This window comes from Chryseobacterium sp. YIM B08800 (assembly GCF_026163565.1).
Lineage (GTDB): Bacteria > Bacteroidota > Bacteroidia > Flavobacteriales > Weeksellaceae > Chryseobacterium.
This window is the reverse complement of sequence record NZ_JAPDKN010000054.1, coordinates 1-25,292: the sequence shown is the minus strand read 5'-3', so window position 1 is coordinate 25,292 and position 25,292 is coordinate 1. Positions and strand designations below refer to the sequence as shown.

24 protein-coding genes and 13 tRNA genes are annotated in these 25,292 nt (G+C 33.0%); 32 read left to right on the top strand and 5 right to left on the bottom strand.

All coding sequences use genetic code 11. The features are described 5' to 3' along the window. The first annotated feature begins 241 nt into the window (after positions 1 to 241). On the top strand, positions 242 to 1,747 hold the full coding sequence (locus OEW74_RS17225; RefSeq protein WP_265429636.1) for a S8 family peptidase: 1,506 nt from the start codon (positions 242 to 244) through the stop codon (positions 1,745 to 1,747). A 439-nt stretch (positions 1,748 to 2,186) separates the two neighbouring features. After that, positions 2,187 to 2,459: a hypothetical protein gene (locus tag OEW74_RS17220; protein WP_265429635.1), complete on the top strand. Its 273-nt coding sequence runs from the start codon at positions 2,187 to 2,189 to the stop codon at positions 2,457 to 2,459. Between the two features lie 77 nt (positions 2,460 to 2,536). On the opposite strand, the gene OEW74_RS17215 is transcribed toward OEW74_RS17220, so the two are convergent. From OEW74_RS17215 to OEW74_RS17200, 4 genes are all read right to left on the bottom strand, one after another. Next, positions 2,537 to 3,163: a hypothetical protein gene (locus OEW74_RS17215; RefSeq protein WP_265429634.1), complete on the bottom strand. Its 627-nt coding sequence runs from the start codon at positions 3,161 to 3,163 to the stop codon at positions 2,537 to 2,539. Continuing rightward, positions 3,102 to 3,707, bottom strand: a complete 606-nt coding sequence (locus tag OEW74_RS17210) for a carboxypeptidase-like regulatory domain-containing protein (protein ID WP_265429633.1) — start codon at positions 3,705 to 3,707, stop codon at positions 3,102 to 3,104. Before OEW74_RS17210 ends, OEW74_RS17215 begins: the two co-directional genes overlap by 62 nt. Positions 3,708 to 3,764: 57 nt before the next feature. Next, positions 3,765 to 4,589 (bottom strand): 4,5-DOPA dioxygenase extradiol, encoded by an 825-nt coding sequence (gene ygiD, locus OEW74_RS17205; protein ID WP_265429632.1) that lies wholly within the window; start codon positions 4,587 to 4,589, stop codon positions 3,765 to 3,767. Positions 4,590 to 4,705: 116 nt separating this feature from the next. Beyond that, a complete protein-coding gene (locus tag OEW74_RS17200) occupies positions 4,706 to 5,218 on the bottom strand; it encodes a YceI family protein (RefSeq protein ID WP_102979741.1) in 513 nt (170 codons plus the stop codon). A 201-nt stretch (positions 5,219 to 5,419) separates the two neighbouring features. On the opposite strand from OEW74_RS17200, the gene OEW74_RS17195 reads away from it, so the two are divergent. The 29 genes from OEW74_RS17195 (at position 5,420) to OEW74_RS17055 (ending at position 22,791) form a co-directional block, all read left to right on the top strand. After that, a complete protein-coding gene (locus OEW74_RS17195; RefSeq protein ID WP_265429631.1) occupies positions 5,420 to 6,058 on the top strand; it encodes a hypothetical protein in 639 nt (212 codons plus the stop codon). A 122-nt stretch (positions 6,059 to 6,180) separates the two neighbouring features. Then, the gene (locus OEW74_RS17190) at positions 6,181 to 7,314 is read left to right on the top strand and encodes an AAA family ATPase (RefSeq protein ID WP_265429630.1); all 1,134 of its coding nucleotides are present in this window, start codon (positions 6,181 to 6,183) and stop codon (positions 7,312 to 7,314) included. Further along, entirely contained in the window at positions 7,287 to 8,030 is a 744-nt protein-coding gene (locus tag OEW74_RS17185) for a hypothetical protein (protein ID WP_265429629.1), read from the top strand. The genes OEW74_RS17190 and OEW74_RS17185 overlap by 28 nt, the downstream gene beginning before the upstream one ends. Continuing rightward, positions 8,021 to 10,420, top strand: a complete 2,400-nt coding sequence (locus OEW74_RS17180; RefSeq protein WP_265429628.1) for a hypothetical protein — start codon at positions 8,021 to 8,023, stop codon at positions 10,418 to 10,420. The genes OEW74_RS17185 and OEW74_RS17180 overlap by 10 nt, the downstream gene beginning before the upstream one ends. Next, entirely contained in the window at positions 10,404 to 12,065 is a 1,662-nt protein-coding gene (locus tag OEW74_RS17175; protein ID WP_265429627.1) for an APC family permease, read from the top strand. Before OEW74_RS17180 ends, OEW74_RS17175 begins: the two co-directional genes overlap by 17 nt. Next, positions 12,058 to 13,074: a tetratricopeptide repeat protein gene (locus OEW74_RS17170; protein WP_265429626.1), complete on the top strand. Its 1,017-nt coding sequence runs from the start codon at positions 12,058 to 12,060 to the stop codon at positions 13,072 to 13,074. Before OEW74_RS17175 ends, OEW74_RS17170 begins: the two co-directional genes overlap by 8 nt. 1 nt (position 13,075) lies before the next feature. Continuing rightward, positions 13,076 to 13,432: a hypothetical protein gene (locus tag OEW74_RS17165; RefSeq protein ID WP_265429625.1), complete on the top strand. Its 357-nt coding sequence runs from the start codon at positions 13,076 to 13,078 to the stop codon at positions 13,430 to 13,432. Positions 13,433 to 14,231: 799 nt separating this feature from the next. Then, positions 14,232 to 14,305, top strand: a tRNA-His gene (locus OEW74_RS17160). Positions 14,306 to 14,393: 88 nt separating this feature from the next. Further along, positions 14,394 to 14,467, top strand: a tRNA-Ile gene (locus tag OEW74_RS17155). Positions 14,468 to 14,475: 8 nt separating this feature from the next. Next, positions 14,476 to 14,549, top strand: a tRNA-Arg gene (locus OEW74_RS17150). Positions 14,550 to 14,642: 93 nt separating this feature from the next. After that, positions 14,643 to 14,714, top strand: a tRNA-Asp gene (locus OEW74_RS17145). 68 nt (positions 14,715 to 14,782) lie between these two features. Beyond that, positions 14,783 to 14,854, top strand: a tRNA-Pro gene (locus OEW74_RS17140). Between the two features lie 6 nt (positions 14,855 to 14,860). Then, a tRNA-Glu gene (locus tag OEW74_RS17135) sits at positions 14,861 to 14,933 on the top strand. Between the two features lie 5 nt (positions 14,934 to 14,938). Then, a tRNA-Met gene (locus OEW74_RS17130) sits at positions 14,939 to 15,012 on the top strand. Positions 15,013 to 15,018: 6 nt separating this feature from the next. Continuing rightward, a tRNA-Asn gene (locus OEW74_RS17125) sits at positions 15,019 to 15,090 on the top strand. Positions 15,091 to 15,421: 331 nt separating this feature from the next. Continuing rightward, a tRNA-Cys gene (locus OEW74_RS17120) sits at positions 15,422 to 15,503 on the top strand. A gap of 170 nt (positions 15,504 to 15,673) precedes the next feature. Further along, positions 15,674 to 15,757 (top strand) — tRNA-Tyr (locus tag OEW74_RS17115). A gap of 175 nt (positions 15,758 to 15,932) precedes the next feature. Then, positions 15,933 to 16,005: transfer RNA gene (locus OEW74_RS17110), tRNA-Glu, on the top strand. Positions 16,006 to 16,098: 93 nt separating this feature from the next. Further along, positions 16,099 to 16,171 (top strand) — tRNA-Phe (locus OEW74_RS17105). An 88-nt stretch (positions 16,172 to 16,259) separates the two neighbouring features. Further along, positions 16,260 to 16,332, top strand: a tRNA-Gln gene (locus OEW74_RS17100). Positions 16,333 to 16,369: 37 nt separating this feature from the next. Next, positions 16,370 to 16,678 (top strand): hypothetical protein, encoded by a 309-nt coding sequence (locus OEW74_RS17095; RefSeq protein ID WP_265429624.1) that lies wholly within the window; start codon positions 16,370 to 16,372, stop codon positions 16,676 to 16,678. Positions 16,679 to 16,702: 24 nt separating this feature from the next. After that, positions 16,703 to 17,188, top strand: coding sequence for a ribonuclease H-like YkuK family protein (locus OEW74_RS17090; RefSeq protein WP_047438062.1), 486 nt, complete (start codon positions 16,703 to 16,705; stop codon positions 17,186 to 17,188). A 100-nt stretch (positions 17,189 to 17,288) separates the two neighbouring features. Next, positions 17,289 to 17,834, top strand: coding sequence for a 3'-5' exonuclease (locus tag OEW74_RS17085; protein ID WP_265429623.1), 546 nt, complete (start codon positions 17,289 to 17,291; stop codon positions 17,832 to 17,834). Between the two features lie 4 nt (positions 17,835 to 17,838). Beyond that, complete coding sequence (locus tag OEW74_RS17080) at positions 17,839 to 18,396, top strand: DinB family protein (protein ID WP_265429622.1); 558 nt, start codon at positions 17,839 to 17,841, stop codon at positions 18,394 to 18,396. A gap of 145 nt (positions 18,397 to 18,541) precedes the next feature. After that, positions 18,542 to 19,555: an RNA ligase, Rnl2 family gene (locus tag OEW74_RS17075; protein ID WP_265429621.1), complete on the top strand. Its 1,014-nt coding sequence runs from the start codon at positions 18,542 to 18,544 to the stop codon at positions 19,553 to 19,555. Between the two features lie 200 nt (positions 19,556 to 19,755). After that, positions 19,756 to 20,319 (top strand): metallophosphoesterase family protein, encoded by a 564-nt coding sequence (locus OEW74_RS17070; protein ID WP_265429620.1) that lies wholly within the window; start codon positions 19,756 to 19,758, stop codon positions 20,317 to 20,319. Between the two features lie 186 nt (positions 20,320 to 20,505). Beyond that, positions 20,506 to 21,051 (top strand): 3'-5' exonuclease, encoded by a 546-nt coding sequence (locus OEW74_RS17065; RefSeq protein WP_265429619.1) that lies wholly within the window; start codon positions 20,506 to 20,508, stop codon positions 21,049 to 21,051. Between the two features lie 106 nt (positions 21,052 to 21,157). Then, on the top strand, positions 21,158 to 21,706 hold the full coding sequence (locus OEW74_RS17060; RefSeq protein ID WP_265429618.1) for a 3'-5' exonuclease: 549 nt from the start codon (positions 21,158 to 21,160) through the stop codon (positions 21,704 to 21,706). Positions 21,707 to 21,726: 20 nt separating this feature from the next. Then, a complete protein-coding gene (locus OEW74_RS17055) occupies positions 21,727 to 22,791 on the top strand; it encodes a hypothetical protein (RefSeq protein WP_265429617.1) in 1,065 nt (354 codons plus the stop codon). Between the two features lie 23 nt (positions 22,792 to 22,814). Here the strand turns inward: OEW74_RS17055 and OEW74_RS17050 are convergent, their stop codons facing one another. Then, positions 22,815 to 23,261, bottom strand: coding sequence for a VOC family protein (locus tag OEW74_RS17050; RefSeq protein WP_265429616.1), 447 nt, complete (start codon positions 23,259 to 23,261; stop codon positions 22,815 to 22,817). A 318-nt stretch (positions 23,262 to 23,579) separates the two neighbouring features. Here OEW74_RS17050 and OEW74_RS17045 point away from each other — a divergent pair, with 318 nt between their 5' ends. Further along, positions 23,580 to 25,097, top strand: a complete 1,518-nt coding sequence (locus OEW74_RS17045; protein WP_265429615.1) for a TROVE domain-containing protein — start codon at positions 23,580 to 23,582, stop codon at positions 25,095 to 25,097. Positions 25,098 to 25,292 lie beyond the last annotated feature (195 nt).

Below are 25,292 nucleotides of genomic sequence, written 5' to 3'. Positions count from 1 at the left end.
AACTGTAGCATTTTGAGAATAACTTTAAGGAAGCGGTTTTTAACATTTAATAGAATTAATATGCTTAAATGTAATATTGCTAATCTCATGTTTTACATCAAAAAATAGCATGAGAAAAATCTGTAATTGGGATTAATATTAAATATTTATAGCATAGTATTTTCTTCAGAAATAAAATTTTTAATATTTGTATATCATTAGAAATTAATATCTTGGAGTACCAAATTTAAAATATTTAGCTATGAAAAAATGTGTATTTTATGTACTCGCAGTTTTTGCATTGAGCTCTTGTTCCACAGAAGAGATGCAAACCAATGCTATTGAAGCAGAAATTGTACAGACAGATCCGCTAAGTGCAAGACAAATCAACGAGGAGATCAACCAAACCACCAAAACGAAAGGCAGGTTTTCATGGAATGAAGCTTCATCACACTTTTTGTGGAGCGGAATTGTTCAGGGAAATAAAATAGCTTCCATCGGTTTCGGGAATTCAAAAGATGATTTCGATAGAAGTAAATCTTCTAATTCTGAAGCTCTGCAACAGGAAATTTTAGATGTCATTCAACAATATGAAGGGAAAAACGAGAGAGTTTTACTAGCTTCTGACGAATTTCTAAATCAAATCGATGTTTATATCGAAAAGCAGGAAACAGTGATTGCTTTGCGAAAATTAAAATCAATCCGCTATTTCGAGCCTGGAGATTACCGTTATTTTGAAAATGAAAATAAAATCAATGGAGCTACAGCTAAATCAAGTGGAAGTTCTTCTGGTTGTGGGTTGGAATCAACTGCTTTAAGTGCTTCAGATTACACTACCGTAACTCCCAACGCAAAAGCACCTTGGTCATTCGCAAAACATAATATTACCAGCGCATGGAATTACAGCACAGGAGCGGGAGTTACCATCGGATTGATCGATTCAGGAGTTTCTTTTAATCAAAGTTTGTTGAGTGGCAGTTTTAATAATGGCTCGTCTTCGGGAAGAACAATTAGTAAAAATGGAGTGTATGTAGATTCTGTTTGGCCGTGGAGTTCCGGTTACGACGGAGCGGATGATAAATGCGGTCACGGAACGAGTATGGCTTCTGCAATGGCGGCTCCGAGAAATAATCAGGGACAACCGGTGGGTGTTGCGTATAATGCCAATTTAATTTCTTATCGTGCAGCTTCCAATGTTGTTTTGGATGGTTATCACGAACAAGAAGGAGTGAAAATTGCCTTTACCAATCTTGGAAATACAGCAAGTGTAAAAATAATTTCAATGTCGATGGGACATATTTTTTCAGTCGGAAAAATTGAAGATGGTGTAAAATATGCTTATTCTAAAGGGAAACTGATTTTCTGTGCAGGCGGAACTTCTACGAGTTTTACAACATTTGTCGGTGTAATTTTCCCCGCTTGGATGCCGGAAACTCAGGCGATAACGGGAGTGAAAGAAAATACTTCGAATCAGAAGTGTGATGTTTGCCACTCTGGAAGTGAAATAGATTTTACCTATCAAATGGAAAGAGCTTCCGGAAATAATATTCCGGTTTTAAGTTATTATAATGGGCAAACCGATTATGTGGGTGGCTCTTCTGTAGCAACTGCTTCCACTGCAGGGATCGCAGCTTTGGTTTGGTCTAAAAATCCGTCATGGACAAGAGATCAGGTTTTAAATAAAATGAGACAGTCTGCAACCTATTATCCAACCAAAAATGCAGATTACGGATATGGAAATATTAATGTTTTACAAGCTGTACAATAGATTTTACCGTTTTTAGAAAAATTAGAAACTAATAAACTTTTTATTTATAAATAGAATCGGAAGATCAATTCTTCCGATTTTTTTGTGATTTCATCTTGATAATTGCAGTTTTAATTAGCTTAAAAAGAATAATATTGTTGTTTTTAATATGATATTGAATGTGTTTTATTTTTATTGAAATAATTAATATAATAATATATGTTTATTGAATATTGCTTAAAAGTAATGATTTGGTAGTTATACTTAAAATGAAAAATACGTATTTATACGCTATTAAATATATTTTATCTGTAGTAGCTTTGTCATGTGATCACAAACAAATACAGAGAAGTTTAAAAAACAATCTGTATAAAAAACTTTAACCTTGGAGACCAGAAACCAAAAAAAACGGGGCGCAATCCGAAAAGCCACAAGAGTAGGAAAAATCAAAATATTAATCATGACAACAGCACAAGAATCATTAGTAGGAGGTTGGACAGCTTATCACGCTCTTACACCAGAAGATCAAAAAGTATTTGACGAAGCAATGAGAGGATTTGTAGGAGTAAAATACACTCCGCAACTTGTATCTACACAATTAGTTAACGGAACTAATTACCGTTTCAAGTGTACAGCATCTATACCACCTTCAGAAGTTGTTTGGGATGCAATTGTAGAAATTTACAGCCCAATTGAAGGCGTACCACATGTTGTTGCAATTACAAGAATCTAATTGAAGCAATTACATATTAGAATCGGAGGATTTATCTTCCGATTTTTTTTTGTGCAATCATTTTAGCGATTCAATAATTAGTCTCCTAATTCATAATCTAAAGGCAAAAGAAATTCAATTTTATTTTTGGTAAACTCTCCCTGATTGGTCAGCATTCCTGGGTTTGAAGTATTTCCGTTGGGGTAAATTTCAAAAGTATCGTTTTCGGGATGAAGAAAAGAGGTCTGTATAATTGGGATTGTAGCTTTTACAAACTGTCCTTTTTTCAACTCATAAAAATACTTTTTAAAATTAATCTGCATCATGTGATCATAATCCAGATATAATTTATTGTCTGTTTTTTTAGTGTAATCAGTTTCAGAAATCTGAGTTTTTGTAATAGCAATTTTATAAGGTTGCTCGTTTCTTTTTCGATTACCGATATCTAAAATATCATCCGGAACATTCATTGTGCCTTTAGATTTAAACATTTCAGCAAAATCCTTGAGTCGTTGTAATTCTTCTTCAGTCGGATATTTTGAGTTCGGAAACTTGGTAATCTGATTCACAATGAATCCTTCATCAGCAACTTTATTTGCAAAAACACTTCTGAAAAAATGAACCTGACTGCCGTCGTAAGCATTCATTCGATTAAGCTTTACTTTATCGCTGCTTTTTGTTTCTTTGAAGAAGCTGGTGCCAACAAATCGGGTTGTTTTTTTCATCAAAATTTGCAGAAAATTCTATAAGATTATATTCAATAGTATATCCTAAATTTTTGTTTTCGATGATTAAAGTTTGCGGAGCTTTTACATTTAGAGTTTTATTGCTTTTATCGTAGGCAAATTTTAGCGAGCGTTGATTCTTGATTTTTACATTTTCTTTATCATATCCAATAAATGAATCTAAAAAGAAATGAATGTAATTCTTATACACTGCTTCTGTAAACGGAATGATAACCACTTCTTCAATTTCTTTAGATTTAATTAAAACAACTTTCAATGTTTTGTTTAAAACCTCAGATGTATTGGTAGTAAACGTCTCATAATCATCTTTTTTGAAAACTAAGCTGTTATTATTTTTAGAGGGAAGATTAAGAATAAAACTTCCGTCTGAACCGGAAATAGTTCCCGTTTTTATACCATCTAAATAGATGTTGACATTGGCGATTGGTTTTTCAGCATCATTCACCACAGTACCTTTGATTACCTGAGCAATCGAAAGATAAAACGGTAAGATAATCATCAAAAGTAATATTGTTTTTTTCATGGTAAACAATATTACTAAATTTATAGTGATAAAAAAAGAGGCTGAAAGAAATTTAATTTAACCGATTTTTACGCTCGTCATACTCAGCGAACCACCGATTAAATCATCATTAAATAAAACCAAATCTTCAGACTTATTTTTTAAACCTAAAGAATAGATCAGTGGCAAATAATGATCGGGTGTAGGAATGGCGTATTGCAGAGAAGTTCCTTGCTTTTGATAATCAATAAGGTTCTGAAAATTTCCATCCAGAAGCCAGTTGTTTGTTTTTTCACGAGCTTCAATTGCCCAGTCCCAACCCGCTCCAACTGTATCAATATTTCGCCAGTCAATTAATCTTAGATTATGAACAATATTTCCGCTGCCGATAATTAAAATACCTTTTTCTCTCAGTTTTTCTAATTTTTTAGACAAATCAAAATGATATTGTGGCGGTTTTGTATAATCAATACTCAACTGAATTACCGGAATATCGGCATTCGGATACATGTGTTTAATTACAGACCATGCTCCATGATCGAGTCCCCAATTGTGATCTTCTTCAACGATTGGATTCAAAATTTCAGCAACTTCATGTGCCAATTCGGGATTTCCGGGAGCAGGATATTGTACATCAAACAAAGCTTGCGGAAAACCACCAAAATCATGAATCGTTTTGGGCATATCCATCGCCGTAACCTTTGTTCCGCGTGTGAACCAATGTGCCGAAATACACAAAATTGCATTAGGTTTCGGAATTTCTTTTGCCACATTTCTAAAACCCTGAACAAATTGATTTTCTTCAATGGCATTCATCGGAGAGCCATGGCCAAGAAAAAGAACAGGCATTTTCTGCGAATTTTTAAACTGGTTGCTTATGTTCTGTAAATCGTTGAGATTCATTTTTATTAAGATTAAAAAAGGTTCAAGGTTAACTAATAATCCCTGAACCTTCTGATTTAAAAAACTAATTATTTCATTATTCCACGCTTTGTGGCTTGCAGAAACTTATTTTAAAATTAAGCTTGTTTTACAAACTGCAATTCACCTGCAATTTTCACTTCTTCACTTACCATTACACCACCTGCTTCAAGAGCTGCATTCCAGTTAAGACCGAAATCTTTTCTGTTGATTTTTCCTTCAAAAGAAAAACCAGCTTTTGTATTTCCCCAAGGATCTACATTGATACCTCCGAAATCAACATCCAAAGTAATTGGTTTTGTAATACCGTTTACCGTAAGATTTCCAGTTACAGAATTATTAAGAGCATTAGACTCAAAAGTAATCGTTGGGTTTGCTTCTGCGTTAAAGAATTCTGCAGATTTCAGGTGATTATCTCTGTCTGTATTATGAGTAGAGATAGAATCTACATTAATTGTAGCGGTAGTTTTTGCATTGGCAAAAGTATCGTCTTCAGCTTCGATTTCTGCATTGAAGTTGGTAAAATTACCTTTGATGTTAGAAATCATCATGTGTTTTACTTTAAAAGTAATCTCACTGTGCGCTGGGTCTAAATTCCATTTTGTAGCCATTGTATTTATTTTTTGGTTGTTATTTATAGTGCAAATCTAAGGCAAGAATGATTTCCGATTCATTGATTTAGGATAAGAAATTGATTTTAATATAAATTTAATGAGAATTCTGTAGTTTTTTGTTGATTAAAGAAGTAAATCTTGTTTAAGGTTTTAAAATTCATAAATAATTAAAGAAAATAATTCTATTTTTGTTAGATGATGGAAAATAAATCCCCGTTTTTAGATACTTTGTTTCTTCTTAGAAAAGAGGGCGCACTGACTATTTTTTCAGATCTTAAAACGCTGTCTGAAAAAGAAGAAAAAGAGGCGGAAGATTTTTTCGAATCTGAATTTGAAAAAGAAAGATTAGAGTTTTTATCCGATAAGATTAGATTCAATAAAGAAACTGCCATTTGGGCTGCGAAAATTTTGTATCACAGTGCACAGTTGTATTTAATAAGAAAAGACACAGCGAAAGATTTAGAAAACCTGATTCCGCAATATCAGGGTGAAAAAGATGTTTCAGCAATTTTATCTGCAGATTTGTCGTTGAGGTTTTTACCACAATTGCTCGATGCGCTTCAGGTTGCAGATTCTACAGACCCTTTGGCGAAAATGCTGGAAAATATTTTACACCAGTTTCATTATTCAGGAATTGGATTAGATTTAAATCTTGAAAAAATCAATTGGGAAGAAGAATTAAAAGACAAAACCTACCGAAAATTATATCTTGAAAGAATTGTAGAAAAAAAAGCTTATAAGCTTGCAGAAATTCCCTACATCAACCAATTATTGATCGCAGAATTTGGGATGTACAAAGATATTTTTTGGAGAGAATTAAAAATAGTAGAAAACTAATCTGTTTGTATTTCTTGGCTGAGTAGAACGCCTTTGCGAACTTAAAAACGGTTAGCTGTTAAAAAAAAACTTTGCCCGCTTTGCGTTAAAAAGTAAATGCAAGAAAAAATATAAAGAAAAAAATGACTCAAAATATAGAAAAACTAAACAAAGTTCTCGCCTTTGTTAAAGACACTTTTGTCGGAAAAAATGACGTTGTAGATTTGCTCGGAATCTGTTTGCTGGCAAGAGAAAATGCATTTTTGTATGGTCCTCCCGGAACCGCAAAATCTGCCATTGTAAGAACATTGGCAAATACGGTGACAGACGGTAAAAACTTCGAATATCTTTTAACCCGTTTTACCGAACCCAACGAAATTTTTGGTCCTTTTGATATCAGAAAATTAAAAGAAGGAGAATTGTTAACCAACACAGAAGGCATGATGCCTGAAGCGTCAATGGTTTTTCTGGATGAAATTTTTAATGCCAATTCGGCAATTCTGAATTCACTTTTAATGGCTTTGAATGAAAAGATTTTCAAAAGAGGAAAAGAAACAAGGAAGCTTCCCGCATTGATGTTTGTCGGCGCAAGTAATGTGCTTCCTGAAGATGAAGCTTTGAATGCGCTTTTTGACCGTTTTTTAATTAGAGTAAATGTTGATAATGTAAATCCTGATCTTCTTCAGCAGGTACTTTTAGCCGGAAGAAAACTCGAAAATATAACAGAAACAGAAACTCCCGAAATCTTTTCTGATGAAATCCGGGAGCTTCAGAATTTGTGTAAAAGTATTGATCTGAAACCTATTTACGAAGTTTATTTAAATACGATTATCAATCTTAGAAATACAGGAATTGCGATTTCCGACCGTAGAGCCGTGAAATTGCAAAATCTGATTGCGGCAAGTGCTTTAATTTGTGGTAGAAACGAAGCGATTCTTTCAGATTTATGGGTGTTGAAACATATTTGGGATACCGAAGAGCAGATTGAAATTTTAGAAGGCATTATCAACAGAACGATTGAGAAAGACGACCATCCGAAATCTCATCCGCAAGCTTTGCAAAATAAAATTCCCGATCCTGAAGAAGTGATGAAAGATGTAAAAATCCTGATCGAAAAATGGAATAGCGGAACATTAAGTTTTGAGGAACAAAACGTGATAAAAGATAAATTAAGATACCTCCAAACCCGATGCGACTGGATCAGAAATCCGGAACAAAAACAATACATTCAACAAGAAATCGAAAGTTTATGGCAGAAGATTCTTCAAACAGTATAAAAACTTTTTGGGCAGAGCTTCCAAAAGCAGATGAAGATTTTCTTGGTGCAATTCGTGACTGGAAAAATGTTCAGATTGCGATGGATGAAGAGATAATTTGGCTGAAAGGTTTTATTGGTGAACAAGCTGCTTCATCGGAAATTCAGCAGTTGCCGAATTTTATTTTGTATGAATTGAGGGATGGACTTTTATTCAGAAAAGATGCATTGGTTCCGAGTAAAAAAATGAGAACCGCTTTGTTGTGGACTCCGATCGATAAAGCCTTAAAGCTCACTTTTCCTATTTCGAATAATAATTTTTTTGGAATTGATGAAAAGATTGATGTTAAATTAAAACCAAGTGAAGAAGAGCAACCTGCAATGGCTTTGCTTTGTTCAATTTCGGAAATTAAAAAAGCGATTATTACAATACCAAAATTCAAATTAGAAAAACTGAGTTGGATTGTTATTAATGATAAAGCATTGTTTATGGGAACTCCATTATTAAGCTTTCCTGGGGAAACTTTTTGGTTAAAAGATGATCATCTTCTACCAACAGGTTTTGATTTTGAATTTAAAGATCTGAGTTCTTTATTGCAAAGAAAATATAATGAATACAATGAAGACTGGCTTTTGTGGAGCGAAAACGGAAGTGTTTTAAATATCAAAAAAGAAGATTTCAGAAAACTATCTGTAAGCTCATTTCGTCTGACTGAAAAATCACAAGAATGGAATTAAAAGAATATTTCCAATCTTACGAAAGTTATTTCTGGGAATGGACAACGGATGAGGATGTTCCGGACGATACCGGCTATAATGAAAATAATCTTATTTCGTTTCAGAATATTGGGGCTGTTGTTTATAGACCTTATCTGATTGAGATCTTGAAGGAGCTTCAACTTAACGGGCTGCCAATTTTGAGTCCTCTTTTATTAGCTTTATATGCAACAAATGAAGGATATTTAGATCTAAAAGGTATTAAAACGAATCTCAGAAAACATCCTTTGGCAGCGCATGAATATGTTAAACATTTGATCCGTCCTGCATTTCAATTTTTAGAAACATTAAAATCTCTCCATCACAATTATAAAAAAGGAAAAAATAGAGTTCTTCTTTTACAGACAATATTCAAGTATGCATCTAATAATATTTCGGAAAAACAATCGGAATATATTTTAAATGGATATTTACGAAATTCACGAAAAATTGCCGATTCAGCACAGAAAATAGAAATTACTGTTTCGAAGTTTTCCAAAGATTTAGGTATCTTGGTTGCTTTGAATGAGAAATTTCCTTCAAGTCAAATGATTATTCAAGTAATGAAAGGTAATTTGAAAATTGCTGATATTGAAGAAGAAGTTATTGAAGAAGAAACAACAATAGAAACCGACAAAGATTTTATCCTGGAACTCATCGAAGAACCCAAAACTTTCCAGGTTGGAAGTTTAATTAAAAGAATCTGGAGCGGGCTAAAAATTCCGATGCGTCATCTTTCTCCCGGTGAACAACCGATTGGTGGCGTTTCAGATATGACCAACAAAGGTGATTTCAGCAGAATGCTTTTGTCGGAATTTGCCAATGAAGATGAGGTTTTTATGAACCGTGTCGCAAATAATGAAGCTTTATATATTCAGCGTGAAATTCCGCCTGAAGAGAATGTTTTTGAAAGAATTATTTTAATAGATACTTCCCTGAAAAATTGGGGAACTCCGAAAGTTTTGGCTTTTGCATCGGCAATTGCGGTTATCAAGCATCCAAAAGCGCATTCAGAGTGTCAGGTTTTTGCTTTAGGACAAAATTCAATTCCGATAAAGCTTGATAAAGTGGAGGAGGTGATCGATCATCTCAATATCGTAAGTCCGGTTTTGGAAGTTTCTCAGTCATTGGAAAAGTTTTTTAGTGAAGAGCATACAGAGAAAGATCTGGAAGTTTTTTTTATTACCAATCATGAAAATTTAGAAAATCAAAAGCTTCAAAAAGTCATTCACGAAAATCGGGATCGACTGAAATTTTTGGTGACAACTTCCGCAGAAGGCGAATTGAATTTTTACAAGCATCATAAAGGAACAAGAAAACACGTTCAGAAAATCATGCTTCCTTTAAATGAATTATGGGCAAATCCGCCAAAGAAAAATCAAAAAGGAGAAAAAAACACTTCTCTGAGAAGCAAAAAAGCAGATGTTCCTTTGAATTATCCGATTTTATTTCCAACTTCAAAAAACAGAATTGCTACATTTTTGCACGAAGGAGAGTTTTTTATTTTAAGTTCTAAAAAACAGTTGCTAAAAACTTATTTGTCAGATAATTATTACAATAAAAATTATTACGATCAGTATAAAATTCATCGGGGTTGTGAGGTTTTGTTTGAAGATATTTCGGTGAGACCAAAAGGTCAGTTTGCTTTAGCTAAAAATAAACAACATCAATTTGTTTTATGCCATTATCAACCAGATAAAAAATTGATTTCTAAATTAAATTTAAATACAAGAGAATATTCTGAATTGAATTTGTCTGGGCATAAAATTCAAGAGTGGTTTAAGCTTACTTTCTTCAATAAAAATTTTTATTTATTTGAACAAAGAATTTCTGAGGTTTACAAAATAAACTTAGAAGGAAGTATCTCTATTGAAGTTATAAATGACATTTATGCAGTTGAAAAAAATAATTCAAAAGTTGAAACTGAACTCAATAAACTAAATAACAGCGGAGTTAAAATTTTAAACAATTTCAACAATGTCGGAATCAATACTGAATTTGGATTAGTAGTTTCTAATAATGAACTGACCAAGAATTATGATAACTCATTGGTTTTTTACAGAAATAAATATCCGATGAAGATTTTTGCTCAGCAAAATAAAAATAGATTTACATTTTCTGAAGGCAGCGAAATTATTACAGATTCCCGAGGAATGCTGACTTTTAAAAGCAGTAATCAAAATATTCCGGAGTTTTATATTCCATCTACAGAATCTGGCTATTTGGCTTTGGCGAGTCATACAGAATTTGGAGGTTCAGAATATTATTTGCCCGAAACCACTTTACTGAAAATAAGAAAAATGGAAGACATGATTTTGGAATATTTAGAACCATTTATTCATCAAATTGTAGAATATGGAACTGAGAATTAAACCTTTTCCGAAAAACAATTATCTTAAAAAAGGACTTTTAATAAAAGGTTCTTCACCATTGACGTGGCTGCACGAAATGGAAATTTTAGGAATTGCTTTAAATGAAGTTCGGTCATTTCCAATTCCTTCCAACGAACCGAATATTTTGTATGGATGCTTTTTGATTTTTAAAAATCTGGCACCTTCTGAAATTGGTAAGAATTTTTATTTTCAATGTGTTGGAGACAGGTTTTTCATTCCTGAAAACACTAATTTTTATCCTAAGCTTAATCCTGAAGACTGGCAAAATATCAACGCTGATTTTTTGGTGATGCATCCCGAGTTCGGGTTGGTGAAATTGAATGAAGAAATCGATTGGATCTCACTGATTAATTATCCTAAACAATCAGAAGATAAAATTCGAAAGCCATCAAACGGAGTAACAATTCCCCAAGAAATTAAAAGTTTTATGGTGGAAATGGACGATGACCAAGTGATGGAAGCGCTTCAAAAACCACAAACTGAAGAAGAGTGGATGAAAAACCTGCCTTTTGATATAAAAAAAGTAATGGCAGGAAATAAAAAGGAAATAGAAAAATATTTAAAATATATTGAAAAATATCCTGAAAGAGCTGTAGAATTGGGGGTTCCGTTAGATATAATGGGAACTTCAAGAGGAGATGGGTTTGGTAAATTCAAATTTGGAAACTGGTTTCAAAACTTTTTTGGCGGAGGTGATAATTCTTCAGGCGAAAGTTCAGGTTCAGGTTCAGGAAATTACGGTTTGATCTTTTTTGTTTTTATTATTTTAATTATGGTAGCGAGAATCGGATTTCATTTGATGAAAGATGAAACGGAGGAACATGTGAATTCAGGGAAAGTTCAACAGCAAAACACGATCGGAAAAATTCTGGCATTTAAATCCGGAGTTACTGAAATTGATATAAAAATTGATTCTATTTACAGAAAGCGAAGAGGACAATTGATGAATGATTTTATACTTGCAAACACGAAATATTCAAGAGGGAAATCGATGGATGATGTGGTGAAAGATGTTGAGAAATATAGAATTGATGAGGAAAAAACCAAAGACTCTCTCAAAACGATTTACAATAAAAAAATAGTAAAAGTAATTACCGAAAATACCGAAAAACTGCAACATAAAATCGCAGATTCTCTCAAAAAAGAAGGCAACGGAATTCCTGCCGATAAAGGCGTTGTGAAAATGGTACTCAATAAGAAACAAATTTTGATGGCTGACTCTTTAGGCAAACTTTACGGAACCATTGACCCACCTGTTTCTAAGATGGACGAAAATTCGCAAGCTTATCTTGAAGGTCATAAAGGCGAGACAACTGATGGATCTGAAAAAGTTTCGGCATCAGAGATTTTTTGGCTGATTGTTTTATTGACAGGAGCTGTAGGATTGTATTCTTTCCTTTTTAAAAAGAAAAAAATACATTTCGGTGGAGAAAATGTTCCGATAGGAATCAAGATCTTCCTCATGGTTGTTCTGATTGCTTTGTTGAGCTATATTTTTTATCCGATCATTGAAATGTTTGGTTATAATTGGTTTGTCTGGATATTGATCATTTGTGTAGCTCTTCTTTTGTACAGACTTTTCAGAGAAGATAAAACCATTTTAAAATCTGAAGAGAATGAATAAGCAGAAGTTTATCGATAAGTTTCTGAGAGCGCTTGTAGTTTTGGCGATTATTAAAATCATTGCGATTTTCGCTGAGTTTTTTCAGAAAACATTTTGGAGCGTTATTGGAAATCTGGTCATTTTCATCGTCGTTTTAGTAATTATATTTTTTGTGATCATCGCTCTTGAGAATAAAGAAAAATCTGGAAATTCTTCAGGAAGAAAAGGTAGTGGAGGAAATTTTTACCTTGAGAATTCTTTGTTCGACAGAATCAGAAACAAATACGAAGAATTAGCCGAAAAATATATTGCCGAAAAAGATTATACAAGAGCTGCAAAAGTCTATATGAATTTGCTGAATGATAATTATCGTGGCGCAAAAACGCTTGAAGATGGTGGTTTGTACAACGAAGCTGCAGTGATTTACCTTAAAAAATTGAAAAATAAATCAGAGGCTGCATCGTGTTTTGAAAAAGCAAAGCAATATCAAAAATCGATTGAACTGTATAAAGAGCTTGAGCAAAAAGAAAAAGTGGGTGATCTTTATATCCAAATTAATGATACCAAAAATGCGAATTCTTATTACCAAATGGTTGTTGATGACTACGTAAACAATGATCAGATGGTGAAAGCTTCTCTTATTTATCGCAAAAAAATGAATGTTCCGGAAGAGGCGCAGAAAATTCTTTTACAAGGTTGGGAAGAAAATAAAGATGCTTTTAATTGCTTGAATAACTATTTTGTAAATATCAATACTATTGAAGACCTTAATCATACAATTTTAGATTTATATGCAAAAACTCCTGCTGATAAGAAATTAATTTATCTGGAAGCGATGAAGCATGAGTTTAAAAAAGATTCAAAATTACAGGAGATAACAAGAAATATTGCCTACGAGATCATTGCCGAAAATATAAAAAATCATTCTTCCATTATCAATGAACTGAAGCATTTCAATCCAAAAGATGAGGTGATTTTAAAAGATATTTCAAGATACAGAACAGGGAGAAATAAAATGTTTAGAAATTAATATGAGTCTTACTATATCATTTATATATTTATCTGAATCTTTTAATAATTCTGATATTCAATTAGAAAGTGATTTGTTTGGTTTTGAAATTTGTCGGAAAGAATTATGGGGAAACCAAAAATTAAATGATCTTGGATGTCTAATTATTCCAAAATTAAAGGAATTTGATCTTTTTATAATTAAGGATGAACTTCAAATGATTTACGAAGATTGTCAGATTATTTTGGAAAATATTAATGAGATAAGTTTAGTAACAAATTATTCTGAAGAGTTTATAGAATTTAGAATTAATAATTTATTAAAGTTTATTAAAATTTCTTTGAAGAATAAAGAAAATTTAGGATTAAATATATCATGAGAAATTGGAAATTGAGTTTCTCAAAGCCATCAATTTTTCCTTATCACTCACAAAATATGTTAAAACGTTAATAAAAACATTTATCTTTGCAGCAATAAAATTATGACAATACAAAGAGCACATATCAGTTTAAATCTATGCGATCGCCCTGTAGTAAAGGGATCGTTTGGATATGAATGGATGATATCTGATGAGGCGAAATGTGCTTGCTTTGAAAATTATTTACCGTAAACCCGTAAAGATTTAATCAAAATATAGTGAAAACGCCTCGATCATCGAGGCGTTTTTTGTGTTTTTAGGGCAGAAATTATTTAGAATGAAAAAAAATAACCATAAAAGTGAAAATAATTTAATCAACAATGAACAAATAATTAGAAAATAAGACGTGATAGGAAAACCAATGAGAGACAGTCATTTAGGTAAAATTGATATCTGTAAAATATTACGGACAGAAATATCTTATTCTAAAAACTCAATATAATTAATTGATTTTCAAATAGTTGATTGAAAAATAAATTTGCAGATTTAAAAATTTCATACTTACTTTGCAACCGAAAATTAAAAGCAACACGTTTTTGATCTTTTCAAAAAAACAATTTTAAACAACAAGAATATAATGAAACAATTACATAACATATCTAATCAGTATTCAGGACGAGACGGACAAGAGCCGATGGGATTTGCGTGTATTCTTGATAGTGAATTTGTGGATAAAAGGTGCTTATATAAATGGGTCAGCTAATGTAGCGACACGTCAAAAAATATAAAGCGCCTCCCGAAAAGAGGCGCTTTTTTTATGGTTTCTTTAGCTTATTTGGTAAAGCGTCGGTTTGTGGCACCGGAGAACAGGGTTCGATCCCCGAAGATACCCCAAAATGTGAATGGTCAACAGTGAATTTTATTTCGTAAGTGAATCTAAAATTGACAAATAAAGCGAATTGACCATTCACTAAATTAAAATAATCTCATAGCTCAATGGGTTGGAGCATCGGTCTGATACGCCGAAGGTTGAAGGTTCGAGTCCTTCTGGGATTACAAAATATAATCTTATAGCTCAATTGGATAGAGCGTCGGTTTACGACACCGAAGGTTGAGGGTTCGAATCCTTCTGAGATTACAAAGTGTGAATTGTGAATAGTGAATTTTGTTTCACAAGTGAATCTAAAATTGACGAGCAAAGCGGATTGACAATTCACGATTACATAAAAAAGGTCTATTGAGGTAATGGCTAACCTGCCTGACTGTCGCTCAGGCACTGCGGGTTCGATTCCGGCATAGACCGCAAAGATTCACGGAAAATTTCGGATCCGACTGTCTCTCGGAAAAGATTTTTGAAGTGAATCTGCAAAACTGGAAAGATAACGGTGGTTGTTTACCCGTCTTGGACGCGGGAGGTCGCAAGTTCGAATCTTGCTTTCCAGACAGTTTGCTCCATTCGTCTAATGGTTTAGGACGGCTGCCTTTCGAGCAGTAGATAAGAGTTCGATTCTCTTATGGAGTGCAAAAGATTTCGTAGCTCAATAGGTTAGAGTATCGGTTTCATAAGCCGAAGGTTGAAGGTTCGAGTCCTTCCGAAATTACAAAATGATTCTGTAGCTCAATGGTAGAGCGTTGGTCTGTTAAACCAGAAGTTGAAAGTTCGAATCTTTCCGGAATCGCAAAACTAAATGTTAATTGTTTCAAAAAGAGAAAAGAAAAGGTTTGTCGAGAGCAGAAGATCTTTACGCCAAAAAAACACAAAAATATAGACAGGCTTTTTCTTAACTCACTTTGAGACTGGAAGATTGAAGAGGAATGAGGGAAGTTTTAAACATAATATAAATTTTTATGTAAAATAAAGTTTGTCACAGCGCAGAAGTTCTTATATCAAACAAAAAATTAAGACAGGCTTTATTTTTTCGAAAAGAATTTAGAGGTTAGAAATTAGAATTTAGAAATGATATTTTATCTAAAAACTACCAACTATCAACCAACAACTAGAATAAAAACGATGGTTCGCCGAAGTGGAAGAGTCGGGGCGGTCTGCAAAACCGTTGTGAAAACTGAGTGGGTTTGAATCCCATAACCATCTCAAATAACTAAAATGAGATTAGTTCCGAAGAAAAAGAAAAGTTTGTCGAGCGAAGAAGTTCTTACATCAAACAAAAAATAAAAGACAGGCTTTGTTTTTCTTCAAAAAAATTAGAGGTTAAAAAATAATTGAAAAATTACTCATTACCAATTATTTATTACTCATGAAAGGGAAGTACGCCGAAGTTGGAGAGTCGGGGCAGACTGTAAATCTGTTGCTTCATTGCTGAGTAGGTTCGAATCCTACTACTTTCACAAAACCACTTATAATGTAAAGGAAGCATGCAGGAAATGTACTCTTGTTGTTCAGGTTCGACTCCTGGTTAGTGGTCAAAAAAAGTGAAATGTGAATAGTGAATTTTGCTATGCAAGTGAATTTAAAGATTGACTACGAAATTAATTGACTATTGTATTGACAATTCACAAGAACGCTCTATTCGTCTAACGGTTCAGGACGCCTGCCTTTCGAGCAGAAAACAAGGGTTCGATTCCCTTATAGAGTGCAAAATATGAGTAATGGGTTAATGTGCAATGAGTAATAAACTACGCGCAAAAAATATTACTAATTACCAATTACTCATTACCTATAAAAATTTGGAAGAGTGGTGTAGCAGGTCTGCACGTTAGTCTGAAAAACTAAAGGTACAGGTTCGATTCCTGTCTGTTCCACGAAATATGAGTAATAAGTAATGTGCGATGAGTAATAAATTACACACAAAAAATATTACTAATTGCCTATTACTCATTACTTATAAATTGATTCATCGTGTAATTGGTCAGCACACAAGACTTTGACTCTTGTTGTTCAGGTTCGAGTCCTGATGAATCAACAATTTAAATCATACTATTAACCAAAAAAATATAACCATGAAAGAAACTTTTAAAATATTTGGTATAGCGGTGGTTTCAATCGGAGCTATGACCAGAGCTTGTATGAAAACAGGTACTAAAGTCGCCGAATTTTCTGAGCCGATGCTCATGGGATCCCGTTATCTGAAAAATGCAGGAACACTGGAAAGAGAAGGAATCTCTGCAACAGATGCATGGAAGGGGTTGAAAACAACAAAAGATGCAGCAGATATTACCGATGCAGTTGGAAAAATTAATGAAATGAATGACAAAGACACAATTAAAAATGTTAAACAGAAGAAAGCCAAAAAAAGAATGAAAAAATAGCTTTCATAAAAACACTTAAAAAAAATGGAAACGCAACAACAAACATGGCAAAACATGACGGGAAAAATTTTCCAACATTCTATCACACAATTGGTAGAAGAAGCCATCATCCGCGAACAGGCAAATGGACATCGACTGAAAGTATGTGTGGGTTCAGACTCTCACGTTTATGGTGATGCCATTAATTATGCTACGGCAGTTGTCTTTATTCGTGAAGGAAAAGGAGCGTTTACCTTTATCAGAAAAGAAAGAGAAATACAGAATATCAGTATCAAGGAGCGTATGCTGAACGAAGTCAACAAATCTGTGGAAATCGCTTATGCCATTTGCTCTATTCTGGAAACTTATGATGTGGAAATGGAGGTACATGCAGACATTAACACCGATCCCGATTTTAAATCCAACGTCGCTTTGAGAGACGCAATGGGTTACATTCTGGGAATGGGATATGTGTTTAAAGCAAAACCTTACGCATTCGCAAGTTCAAATTGTGCTGATATGATGGTGTAAAATAGCTGGAAGTGGGATGATGGGAGATGGAAGTTTCTTAAGAGTATGAATTTAGCTTCCCTCATCCAGCTTCTAGCATCCATCTAAAAAATAAATTAAAATGTTTTTATACGACAAAGTAATTGTCATAGATATCGAAGCCACCTGTTGGGAAAAAGGACAGACTCCTGAAGATCAAAAAAAAGAAATTATCGAAATCGGAATTTGTAAACTCAATATGTCAGATGGAAGTATCGAAGACAAAAGAAGTTATTTGATAAAACCGACACAATCGGAAGTAAGCGAGTATTGTACAAAATTGACAGGAATTACGCCTGAAAAGTTAGAAAAAGAAGGGGTTTCTTTTAAAGAAGCCTGTTCAAATATCAAAAACAGATACAATTCATTACGAAGAACATACGCCGGTTATGGTGGATTTGACAAATCAATTATGGAAAGTCAATGCCAAGAATTTGATGTTAAATTTCCCTTTAGTGAAACGTATCTTGATTTGAAGGTATTGATAAGTTTAATGATTGGTGAAAAGCCAATTGGACTATTGAAAGAACTTCAGGCAAGAAATATAGAATTTGAAGGGAGTAATCATAATGGTGCAGATGATTCTTTTAACACAGCGAAATTATTGTATCAAGTTTTAAAAAATTAAAGCAATGGATATTTTTAGATTAATTCAAAATATAAGAACGCATTTGAAACTCAGCTTCGATGAGGTTGACAATTGGTTTGAAAAAGATAAAGCTATTTTGAATCATCAACCTTCAAACGGAGGTTGGACGGTTCGGCAGATTTTAGAACATATTTATCTTACGAACTTTTATTTGTTGATTTTAATTGAAAAAGGTTCAAAAAAAGCAATGCGAAATTATCAAAGTCTTGATTTAAATCTTGAAATAAAAAATTACAGTTTCGAGGTGGAAAAATTTGAAAAAGTAGGTGAATATGGTGCTTTTGCATGGATAAGACCGGAACACATGGAACCGAAAGGAGAATTAAATTTAAATGAAATCAGAAGTTTAATTTCTCAACAATATTATCAATGTTTAAATTATTTAGACTTGATGAAAAACGGTGAAGGTCTTCTTTGCAAAACGACAATGACAGTGAATGAACTGGGAAAAATCAATGTGTATGAATACATTTATTTTCTCTCACTTCATGCTCAAAGGCACGTTACTCAGATGAAAAATAATGTATCAGAACTATTTTGAACTACGAAATTTTAAAACTTAAGTTTTTGAAAATCTTTGATTTTCTCTTATGTGAACTAAATATTTTCAAAGTTTTAAACTAAAAAAAACTAAAGTGTTAAAAAACTTTTGTCCCTTTTGTGGTTAAAATAAAAAAAATAAAAAAATGATTTTCAAAACATATAACTCTATAGAAAATGCTTACCAAACCCGCATCATCGATCAGATTAGGTTGCAGGGTTTTTGGGAAGAAGTTTTCATCGTGCAGGAAAAAGTTCACGGTGCAAATTTCTCTTTCTTCACCGATGGGAAGGAAATTAAAATAGCAAAAAGAACTGCTTTCATCGAAAAGGATGAAAAATTCTTCAATGCACATCAGATTTTAGAACGTTACAGAAAAAATGTGATTGAAGTGTTCGAAAAATTAAAAACCATTTATTCGGATATTGAAACTGTGGTTATCTACGGTGAATTGTTCGGTGGTGGTTACAAACATAAAGAAGTTAACTCTGTAAAAGATGCAATAAAAGTTCAAAAAGGTGTCGAATACTCTCCTTACAATGAATTTTATGCATTCGATATTAAATTAAATGGAACTACTTATTTGGATACAGATTTAGTCAACCAAATTTTCGATGAAACCGGATTTTTCTATGCAAAGATCTTGTTTCAAGGAACTTTGGAAGAGGCTTTGAAGTTTCCGAATGATTTCGATTCTAAAATTCCGACTTGGTTGGGATTACCTGAAATTGAGAACAATATTTGTGAAGGAACGATCATCAAAACTTTGAAAACTAGATATTTTGGAAACGGTTCAAGAATCATTTTGAAAAATAAAAATGAAAAATGGACGGAGAAATCTAAAATGATTAGAAAAGACAGACCAGTTCAAAAAGAAGTTCGCTTCAGCGAAAATGCTCAGAATATTTGGGATGAAATCTCAAAATATGCCACTGCAAACAGATTGAATAACGTTATCAGCAAGATTTGTGAATTTGAACCAAAAATGATTGGAAAGGTGATTGGTCTTTTTTCAAAGGATATTTTAGAAGATTTTGAAAAAGATTTACCGAAAGCTTTCACAACTATAGAAAAAGAAGAGCAAAAAAGAATCAATAAAAAATTGAATTCTTTAGTCATTGATGTTGTAAAAGAAGAGTTGATGACCGTGAAAGTTTAGTTTTGGTAAGTTAGAGCCGAAAATTGGTTAATTACTAAATTTAAACTAAAACATTTTCACAACGTTTGTCACTCTTGAGGAAGCTAAACAAAAGTTTTAGAAAAAGATTTTAGCAATCTATATTTAGATTTTTTCAGGATGACAAACATTTAGTAAAATTTTTGTGGTTAAGTAACAAACAATTAAAAATTTAAAAAAAAATGCAACCAAATATATTTTTTACGGCAGATCATCATTTCGGTCATGCCAATATTATAAAATTCTCCGAGCGGCCTTTTGAGTCGATGGAAGAAATGAATGAGCAACTCATCAAACGTTGGAACGAAAAAATAGGAAAAGATGATATAGTCTATCACTTGGGCGATGTAAGTTTAGGAAAACCAGATTTCACGAAAGAAATTTTAGATAGATTAAATGGAAAAATTCATCTGATAAAAGGCAATCATGAATATTCTGCGCTTCGGGTTCCGGAAAGATTTGAGTGGATTAAAGATTACCACGAACTTTATGTGGAAGACGAAAGTCATAAAATGGGCAAACAGAAAATCATGCTTTTTCATTACGCAATGCGTACCTGGAACGGTTCTCACCACGGAACATGGCAATTATACGGTCATTCACACGGAACTTTGCTTGATGACGAAATGAGTTTGAGCATTGATGTAGGTGTTGATTGTCATAATTTTTATCCTGTTTCTTATGAAGAAATCAAAGAATTGATGAAGAAAAAGAAATGGACACCGCCTTTTGCTCCACGAAATTAGAATTGCTCCCTTCGGGGAGTTTTTTTTGAAATTATTTTTTACTGCGTAAATAGAATGCGTACTGGTGGTTTTATCTTTGCAGAGCTTTAGCAGCAACACCAATTCTTCTTTAGGGTATTTCTCCCGCTTCTCCTCCAATGAAAACCAAATGCAGATGAATGAAAAAATGTGTAATAAAATAGTAAAATGAAAACAACCAATGAAATATTAATCATCGATTTGGAAGCCACATGTTGGGAAAACGACAGAATTCCCGCCGGACAAAAAGTCGATATTATAGAAATCGGAATTTGCGAATTAAACAGAACAACAAAAGCAATTTCCAAAAAACAAAGCATTTATGTAATTCCTGAAAGGTCTAAGATCAATAAATTTTGTACAGAACTCACTGGAATAACTCCGCAATTAATTGAAGAAAAAGGTATCTATTTCGAAGAAGCCTGTGAAAAAATCAAAAGAGAATATCAATCAATTCCGCTTACTTGGGCTGGTTTTGGAAATTTTGATAAAGAACAGATTATTGAACAATGCGATTATCTCGGAATCGAAAATCCTTTCTCAGAAAATTATATTAATGTGATGTATCAATTCAAAAATCATATCGGATTTCACAAAATGATGGGCTTAAAAAGAGCTCTGAAATATATGAATATGGATTTTGAAGGAAATCATCACAGCGGAGCAGACGATGCTTACAACGCTGCCAAAATTTTAAGAGAGATTTTGCAGTGATTTTGGGCTGGAAGTCTGAAGCTGGAGGCTGGAAGTAAATTGCGTACTGTAAAAACTTCCATCTTCCCGCATCTACCTTCCTTTAACAATTAACTTTTTTAAACAAATGAAAACAACAGATAAAATATTAATTATAGACCTCGAAGCCACGTGTTGGAATGACCGACCGCCGAGAGGCCAGGAAAGTGAAATCATAGAAATAGGAGTTTGCATAATGGATGCAAAAACCGGTAAGATTTCGCAAAATGAAGGAATTCTAGTGAAACCTCAATACTCAAAAGTGAGTCCGTTTTGTACGGAACTGACTTCTATTACACAACAAATGCTTGATGAAGAAGGGATTTTGCTGGAAGATGCTTTGGATATTCTTAGAGAAGAATATAATCCCGAAGACCTGACTTGGGCAAGTTATGGAAATTATGATTTGAATATGCTTCAAAATCAGGCAAGAAAATTCAAGGTCGATTATCCTTTGAGTGATGACCATATTAATGTGAAAACTTTATTCGCTCAACTGCATCCAATCAGAAAAAGTGTAGGAATGGACAGGGCTTTGAAAGAATTGAAATTCTCTTTGGAAGGAACCCATCACAGAGGAATTGACGATGTGAAGAACATTGCCAAGATTCTATTTTGGTGTTTGAAAAAATTGTAGTCAAAATTTAATAAAACCTTTTGAAATTCGTATATTTAGAAGGATTTTTTTTATCTATGACTGAGAATTATAATGTTTTAGAACATATCAGGAAGCGACCGGGAATGTATATTGGAGCTTTAGATAATTCGGGATTTAATGAATTAATTCACTATTTAATTCAGGATTTTATAGCAATAGAGTTTTATGAAGTCACTTGTATATTGTATGAAAATAATCGTGTTATTATAGAGAGTAAAGGTACTAAAAGCTCAACTTTAGTATCAGATGCAATTAAGAACATTAATAATTACAAAGATTCACATTTCTACCTTTCGATAACCTGTCTTGTTGCTTTGTCTGATTTTTTGGAAATTCAAATTAATGATAATTTTGTTTTAACTTCTAATAAGGGAATATTTAAAATTGAAAATGAAATTATTAATGATGATGCTCGTAAAATAAAATTTGATTTTACAATTGATAAAGATATTTTTAAAAATTTAAATTTAAGTTACCCGCATTTAAATACCTTATTAAGAAGATTTAGTTTTTTAAATTCAGAACTTAAAATCAAAAGCATTGATGAATCATCAAATGAATTACAGATCAATATTTTTCATTATCCAAAAGGTTTATCTGAAATAATCGATTTTGAAATAGAGGAAAATTATAGATATAATTCTCCTTTTTTTAAATTAAATCTTAATGAAAAAACAGATTTTTCATATTCATTATCACTAGCTTTTGTTGGAGGTTTGAGTTTAAAACCAAGAATTAAAGTTTATGCTAATTATAAAGAAACAATTTTAGGTGGGTCTCTTTTGAATGGGATTTTACAAGGGTTCAAAAAATTCTTAAAAGAAGAAGCTGTGAAGAGTAATTTGAAGCTAAACATTTCAAACACAAAATTAAAAAATCATCTCTTGTTATACGCTTCAGTTAATGGTAAACTTTCTTTTTTAGGTTCTACACGATGGAAATTAGGAACTCCAAAAGTTAAGAGTGAAATTAATGAATTCATTTATCAGGAATTGAAATTTTATTTTACAGATAAAGAAGATGAATTAAAAGATATTATTAATGTTCTACAGAATAATTATTAGACTCCCTCTTTGAAGGGAGTTTTTTATTTCCTCTCTAACCACTCCTCATAAGAAAGTACTCCCAGCTCAGGTTTTGCGTTACCTTCCAAAATCGAAATAAATTCTAACTGATTTCCATCAGGGTCATTAAAATAAATCGCCAAAGCCGGCATCCATGCGAAAACCATTGGTTTGTCAATGCCATCTTTCAGAAAGTTGTAAGGTTTTAAATTTTTAACTTTTAAAAACTCAACCGAGTAATTCAAAATATCTTCTTTATCAGCCGTAAAAGCAAAATGTCTTGTCTGTAAATTTTCTTTCTGTTCCCACAATCCAAGCATAGATTCTTTATTTTTTCCAATCCATAAAAAAGCAATGGGACGGGTTTCATCTTTATGAGCAAACTCTAATCCTAAAGCTTCAGTATAAAATCGAATAGCATTTTCCAAGTTGCTTACCTGAACGTGAGTTTCATATAATCCTTTAATCATCGTTTAAATTTTAATGTACACAAAGCTAGAAAAGAGATTTTCAAAAATATCACCGTTCCAATTCCTTTATATAAAATGAATGATAGATTTTTTCTAAACACCAATCACACCAATATTTTCACCAATTCCACAAACAAAAATTATTAGTTTCATTCGTGTGAAAATTCGTGATATTCGTGTTTAAAATCAAAAAAATAAAAACTTTTTCATAAAAATTTTGCTACGCAAAAACACTGCGCAATACCATTCTTACTTTGCATAAGAAATCAGAGAGGAAGTGATAATCCTCCAAAATGTTTAACTAAAAAAACAGTAACCATGAAATTTAATTTTTTAAGAAGATCAAATAACGTAGTAATGAATTACGAAGGTGCAAAAGCTTACAAAATGACACCTGCAGAAGAACTATATAGTGCTGTTGTTACAACAGGATTATCAAACGCAACTTATGAAAAAGGAAATGACAGATTGGCGAGAATCCAATCTCTGATTCAGAAAAATGACCCGGATTTCGTTGCAAAACTGGCAGTTTATGCGAGAAAAGAAATGTATTTGCGTTCAATTCCATTGGTTTTGACGACCGAATTGGCGAAACAAACTTCAGGTACAGACTTGGTAAGCAAAACCGTTGACGGAGTTATCCAAAGAGCTGATGAAATCACCGAATTGTTGGCATATTACCAATTGGCAAACGAAAGAACAGAAACTAAAAAATTGAACCGACTTTCAAAACAAATACAGAAAGGTTTGGTTAAATCATTCAATAAATTTGATGAATACCAATTCGCAAAATACAACAGAAAAGCAGAAGTGACTTTGAAGGATGCTTTGTTTTTGGTTCACCCAAAAGCAAAAGATGAAAATCAGCAGGCAATTTTCAACAAGATCGTCAACGACTCGTTGGAAACTCCTTATACTTGGGAAGTTGAACTTTCAATGTTGGGTCAGACAAAATTTGCCGATGATGCGGAAAGAAAATCAGCTTTCAAAAACAAATGGGAAGAATTGATTTTCAGCAACAAGTTGGGTTATATGGCGACTTTGAGAAACCTTAGAAATATTTTAGAAGCCCAAGTTTCTTCTGATGCGATGTACAAAGTGTGCAACTATTTGTCAGATGAAAAAGCGGTAAAAAACTCAAAACAATTGCCATTCAGATTTTTGGCGGCGTATAGAGAATTGAAAGCAATCGATTCACCTTATTTGTCATCGATCCTGGAAGCATTGGAAGATGCGGTGATTGTGAGTGCAAAAAACATCAAAGGTTTTGGCTTCGAAACTTCGGTAGTGATTGCAGCAGACGTTTCGGGTTCGATGCAACAGCCAATTTCTCCGAGATCTAAAGTTTTGTTGTACGATATCGGTCTGCTAATGTCGATGATGTTGCAGTCGCAGTGCAAAAACGTGATTACAGGTATGTTTGGTGACCGTTGGAAAAGAGTTCCGATGCCGAAAAACGGTATCCTGAGAAACGTAGATGCATTCTACAAAAGAGAAGGTGAAGTGGGGTATTCCACAAACGGTCATGTTGTGCTTGAAGATTTAATCAACAAGCGAGAAATTGTTGACAAAATTATGTTGTTTACCGATACTCAAATGTGGGATACCGGTGGATTTACCAACGCTTTAGAAAACTCTTGGAGCCGATACAAAAAGATCAATCCGAATGCAAAATTGTATCTGTTTGATTTGGCAGGTTACGGAAAACCACCGTTGGATGTCAGAAAAAATGATGTCTATCTTATCGCAGGTTGGTCCGACAAAATTTTTGATGTATTGAATGCTTTGGAGGACAAAAAATCTGCAGTAGAAATGATTAAAAGAGTAGTGCTGTAAAAGGCACTGCTTTTAAAATATAAGTAATGAGTAATAAATAATTAGTAATTTTCAGAATAAGTAACTATTTTAATTTTAGGAGCTTAATCCCGCTTTCCACTATATCTTTTTCGCCAGCGCTTTTTTCAAGCCATTTCAGAAAAAGGATGCCGTTGCAATGGTAAGTTTGTATTAAGAAAGACAGATTTATAAATT

Bases quoted from the DNA above. Each gene is read 5' to 3' on its own strand.
- OEW74_RS17225 (WP_265429636.1), top strand. From the start codon at position 242: ATGAAAAAATGTGTATTTTATGTACTCGCAGTTTTTGCATTGAGCTCT.
- OEW74_RS17220 (WP_265429635.1), top strand. From the start codon at position 2,187: ATGACAACAGCACAAGAATCATTAGTAGGAGGTTGGACAGCTTATCAC.
- OEW74_RS17215 (WP_265429634.1), bottom strand. From the start codon at position 3,163: ATGAAAAAAACAACCCGATTTGTTGGCACCAGCTTCTTCAAAGAAACA.
- OEW74_RS17210 (WP_265429633.1), bottom strand. From the start codon at position 3,707: ATGAAAAAAACAATATTACTTTTGATGATTATCTTACCGTTTTATCTT.
- ygiD (WP_265429632.1), bottom strand. From the start codon at position 4,589: ATGAATCTCAACGATTTACAGAACATAAGCAACCAGTTTAAAAATTCG.
- OEW74_RS17200 (WP_102979741.1), bottom strand. From the start codon at position 5,218: ATGGCTACAAAATGGAATTTAGACCCAGCGCACAGTGAGATTACTTTT.
- OEW74_RS17195 (WP_265429631.1), top strand. From the start codon at position 5,420: ATGGAAAATAAATCCCCGTTTTTAGATACTTTGTTTCTTCTTAGAAAA.
- OEW74_RS17190 (WP_265429630.1), top strand. From the start codon at position 6,181: ATGACTCAAAATATAGAAAAACTAAACAAAGTTCTCGCCTTTGTTAAA.
- OEW74_RS17185 (WP_265429629.1), top strand. From the start codon at position 7,287: ATGGCAGAAGATTCTTCAAACAGTATAAAAACTTTTTGGGCAGAGCTT.
- OEW74_RS17180 (WP_265429628.1), top strand. From the start codon at position 8,021: ATGGAATTAAAAGAATATTTCCAATCTTACGAAAGTTATTTCTGGGAA.
- OEW74_RS17175 (WP_265429627.1), top strand. From the start codon at position 10,404: ATGGAACTGAGAATTAAACCTTTTCCGAAAAACAATTATCTTAAAAAA.
- OEW74_RS17170 (WP_265429626.1), top strand. From the start codon at position 12,058: ATGAATAAGCAGAAGTTTATCGATAAGTTTCTGAGAGCGCTTGTAGTT.
- OEW74_RS17165 (WP_265429625.1), top strand. From the start codon at position 13,076: ATGAGTCTTACTATATCATTTATATATTTATCTGAATCTTTTAATAAT.
- OEW74_RS17095 (WP_265429624.1), top strand. From the start codon at position 16,370: ATGAAAGAAACTTTTAAAATATTTGGTATAGCGGTGGTTTCAATCGGA.
- OEW74_RS17090 (WP_047438062.1), top strand. From the start codon at position 16,703: ATGGAAACGCAACAACAAACATGGCAAAACATGACGGGAAAAATTTTC.
- OEW74_RS17085 (WP_265429623.1), top strand. From the start codon at position 17,289: ATGTTTTTATACGACAAAGTAATTGTCATAGATATCGAAGCCACCTGT.
- OEW74_RS17080 (WP_265429622.1), top strand. From the start codon at position 17,839: ATGGATATTTTTAGATTAATTCAAAATATAAGAACGCATTTGAAACTC.
- OEW74_RS17075 (WP_265429621.1), top strand. From the start codon at position 18,542: ATGATTTTCAAAACATATAACTCTATAGAAAATGCTTACCAAACCCGC.
- OEW74_RS17070 (WP_265429620.1), top strand. From the start codon at position 19,756: ATGCAACCAAATATATTTTTTACGGCAGATCATCATTTCGGTCATGCC.
- OEW74_RS17065 (WP_265429619.1), top strand. From the start codon at position 20,506: ATGAAAACAACCAATGAAATATTAATCATCGATTTGGAAGCCACATGT.
- OEW74_RS17060 (WP_265429618.1), top strand. From the start codon at position 21,158: ATGAAAACAACAGATAAAATATTAATTATAGACCTCGAAGCCACGTGT.
- OEW74_RS17050 (WP_265429616.1), bottom strand. From the start codon at position 23,261: ATGATTAAAGGATTATATGAAACTCACGTTCAGGTAAGCAACTTGGAA.
- OEW74_RS17045 (WP_265429615.1), top strand. From the start codon at position 23,580: ATGAAATTTAATTTTTTAAGAAGATCAAATAACGTAGTAATGAATTAC.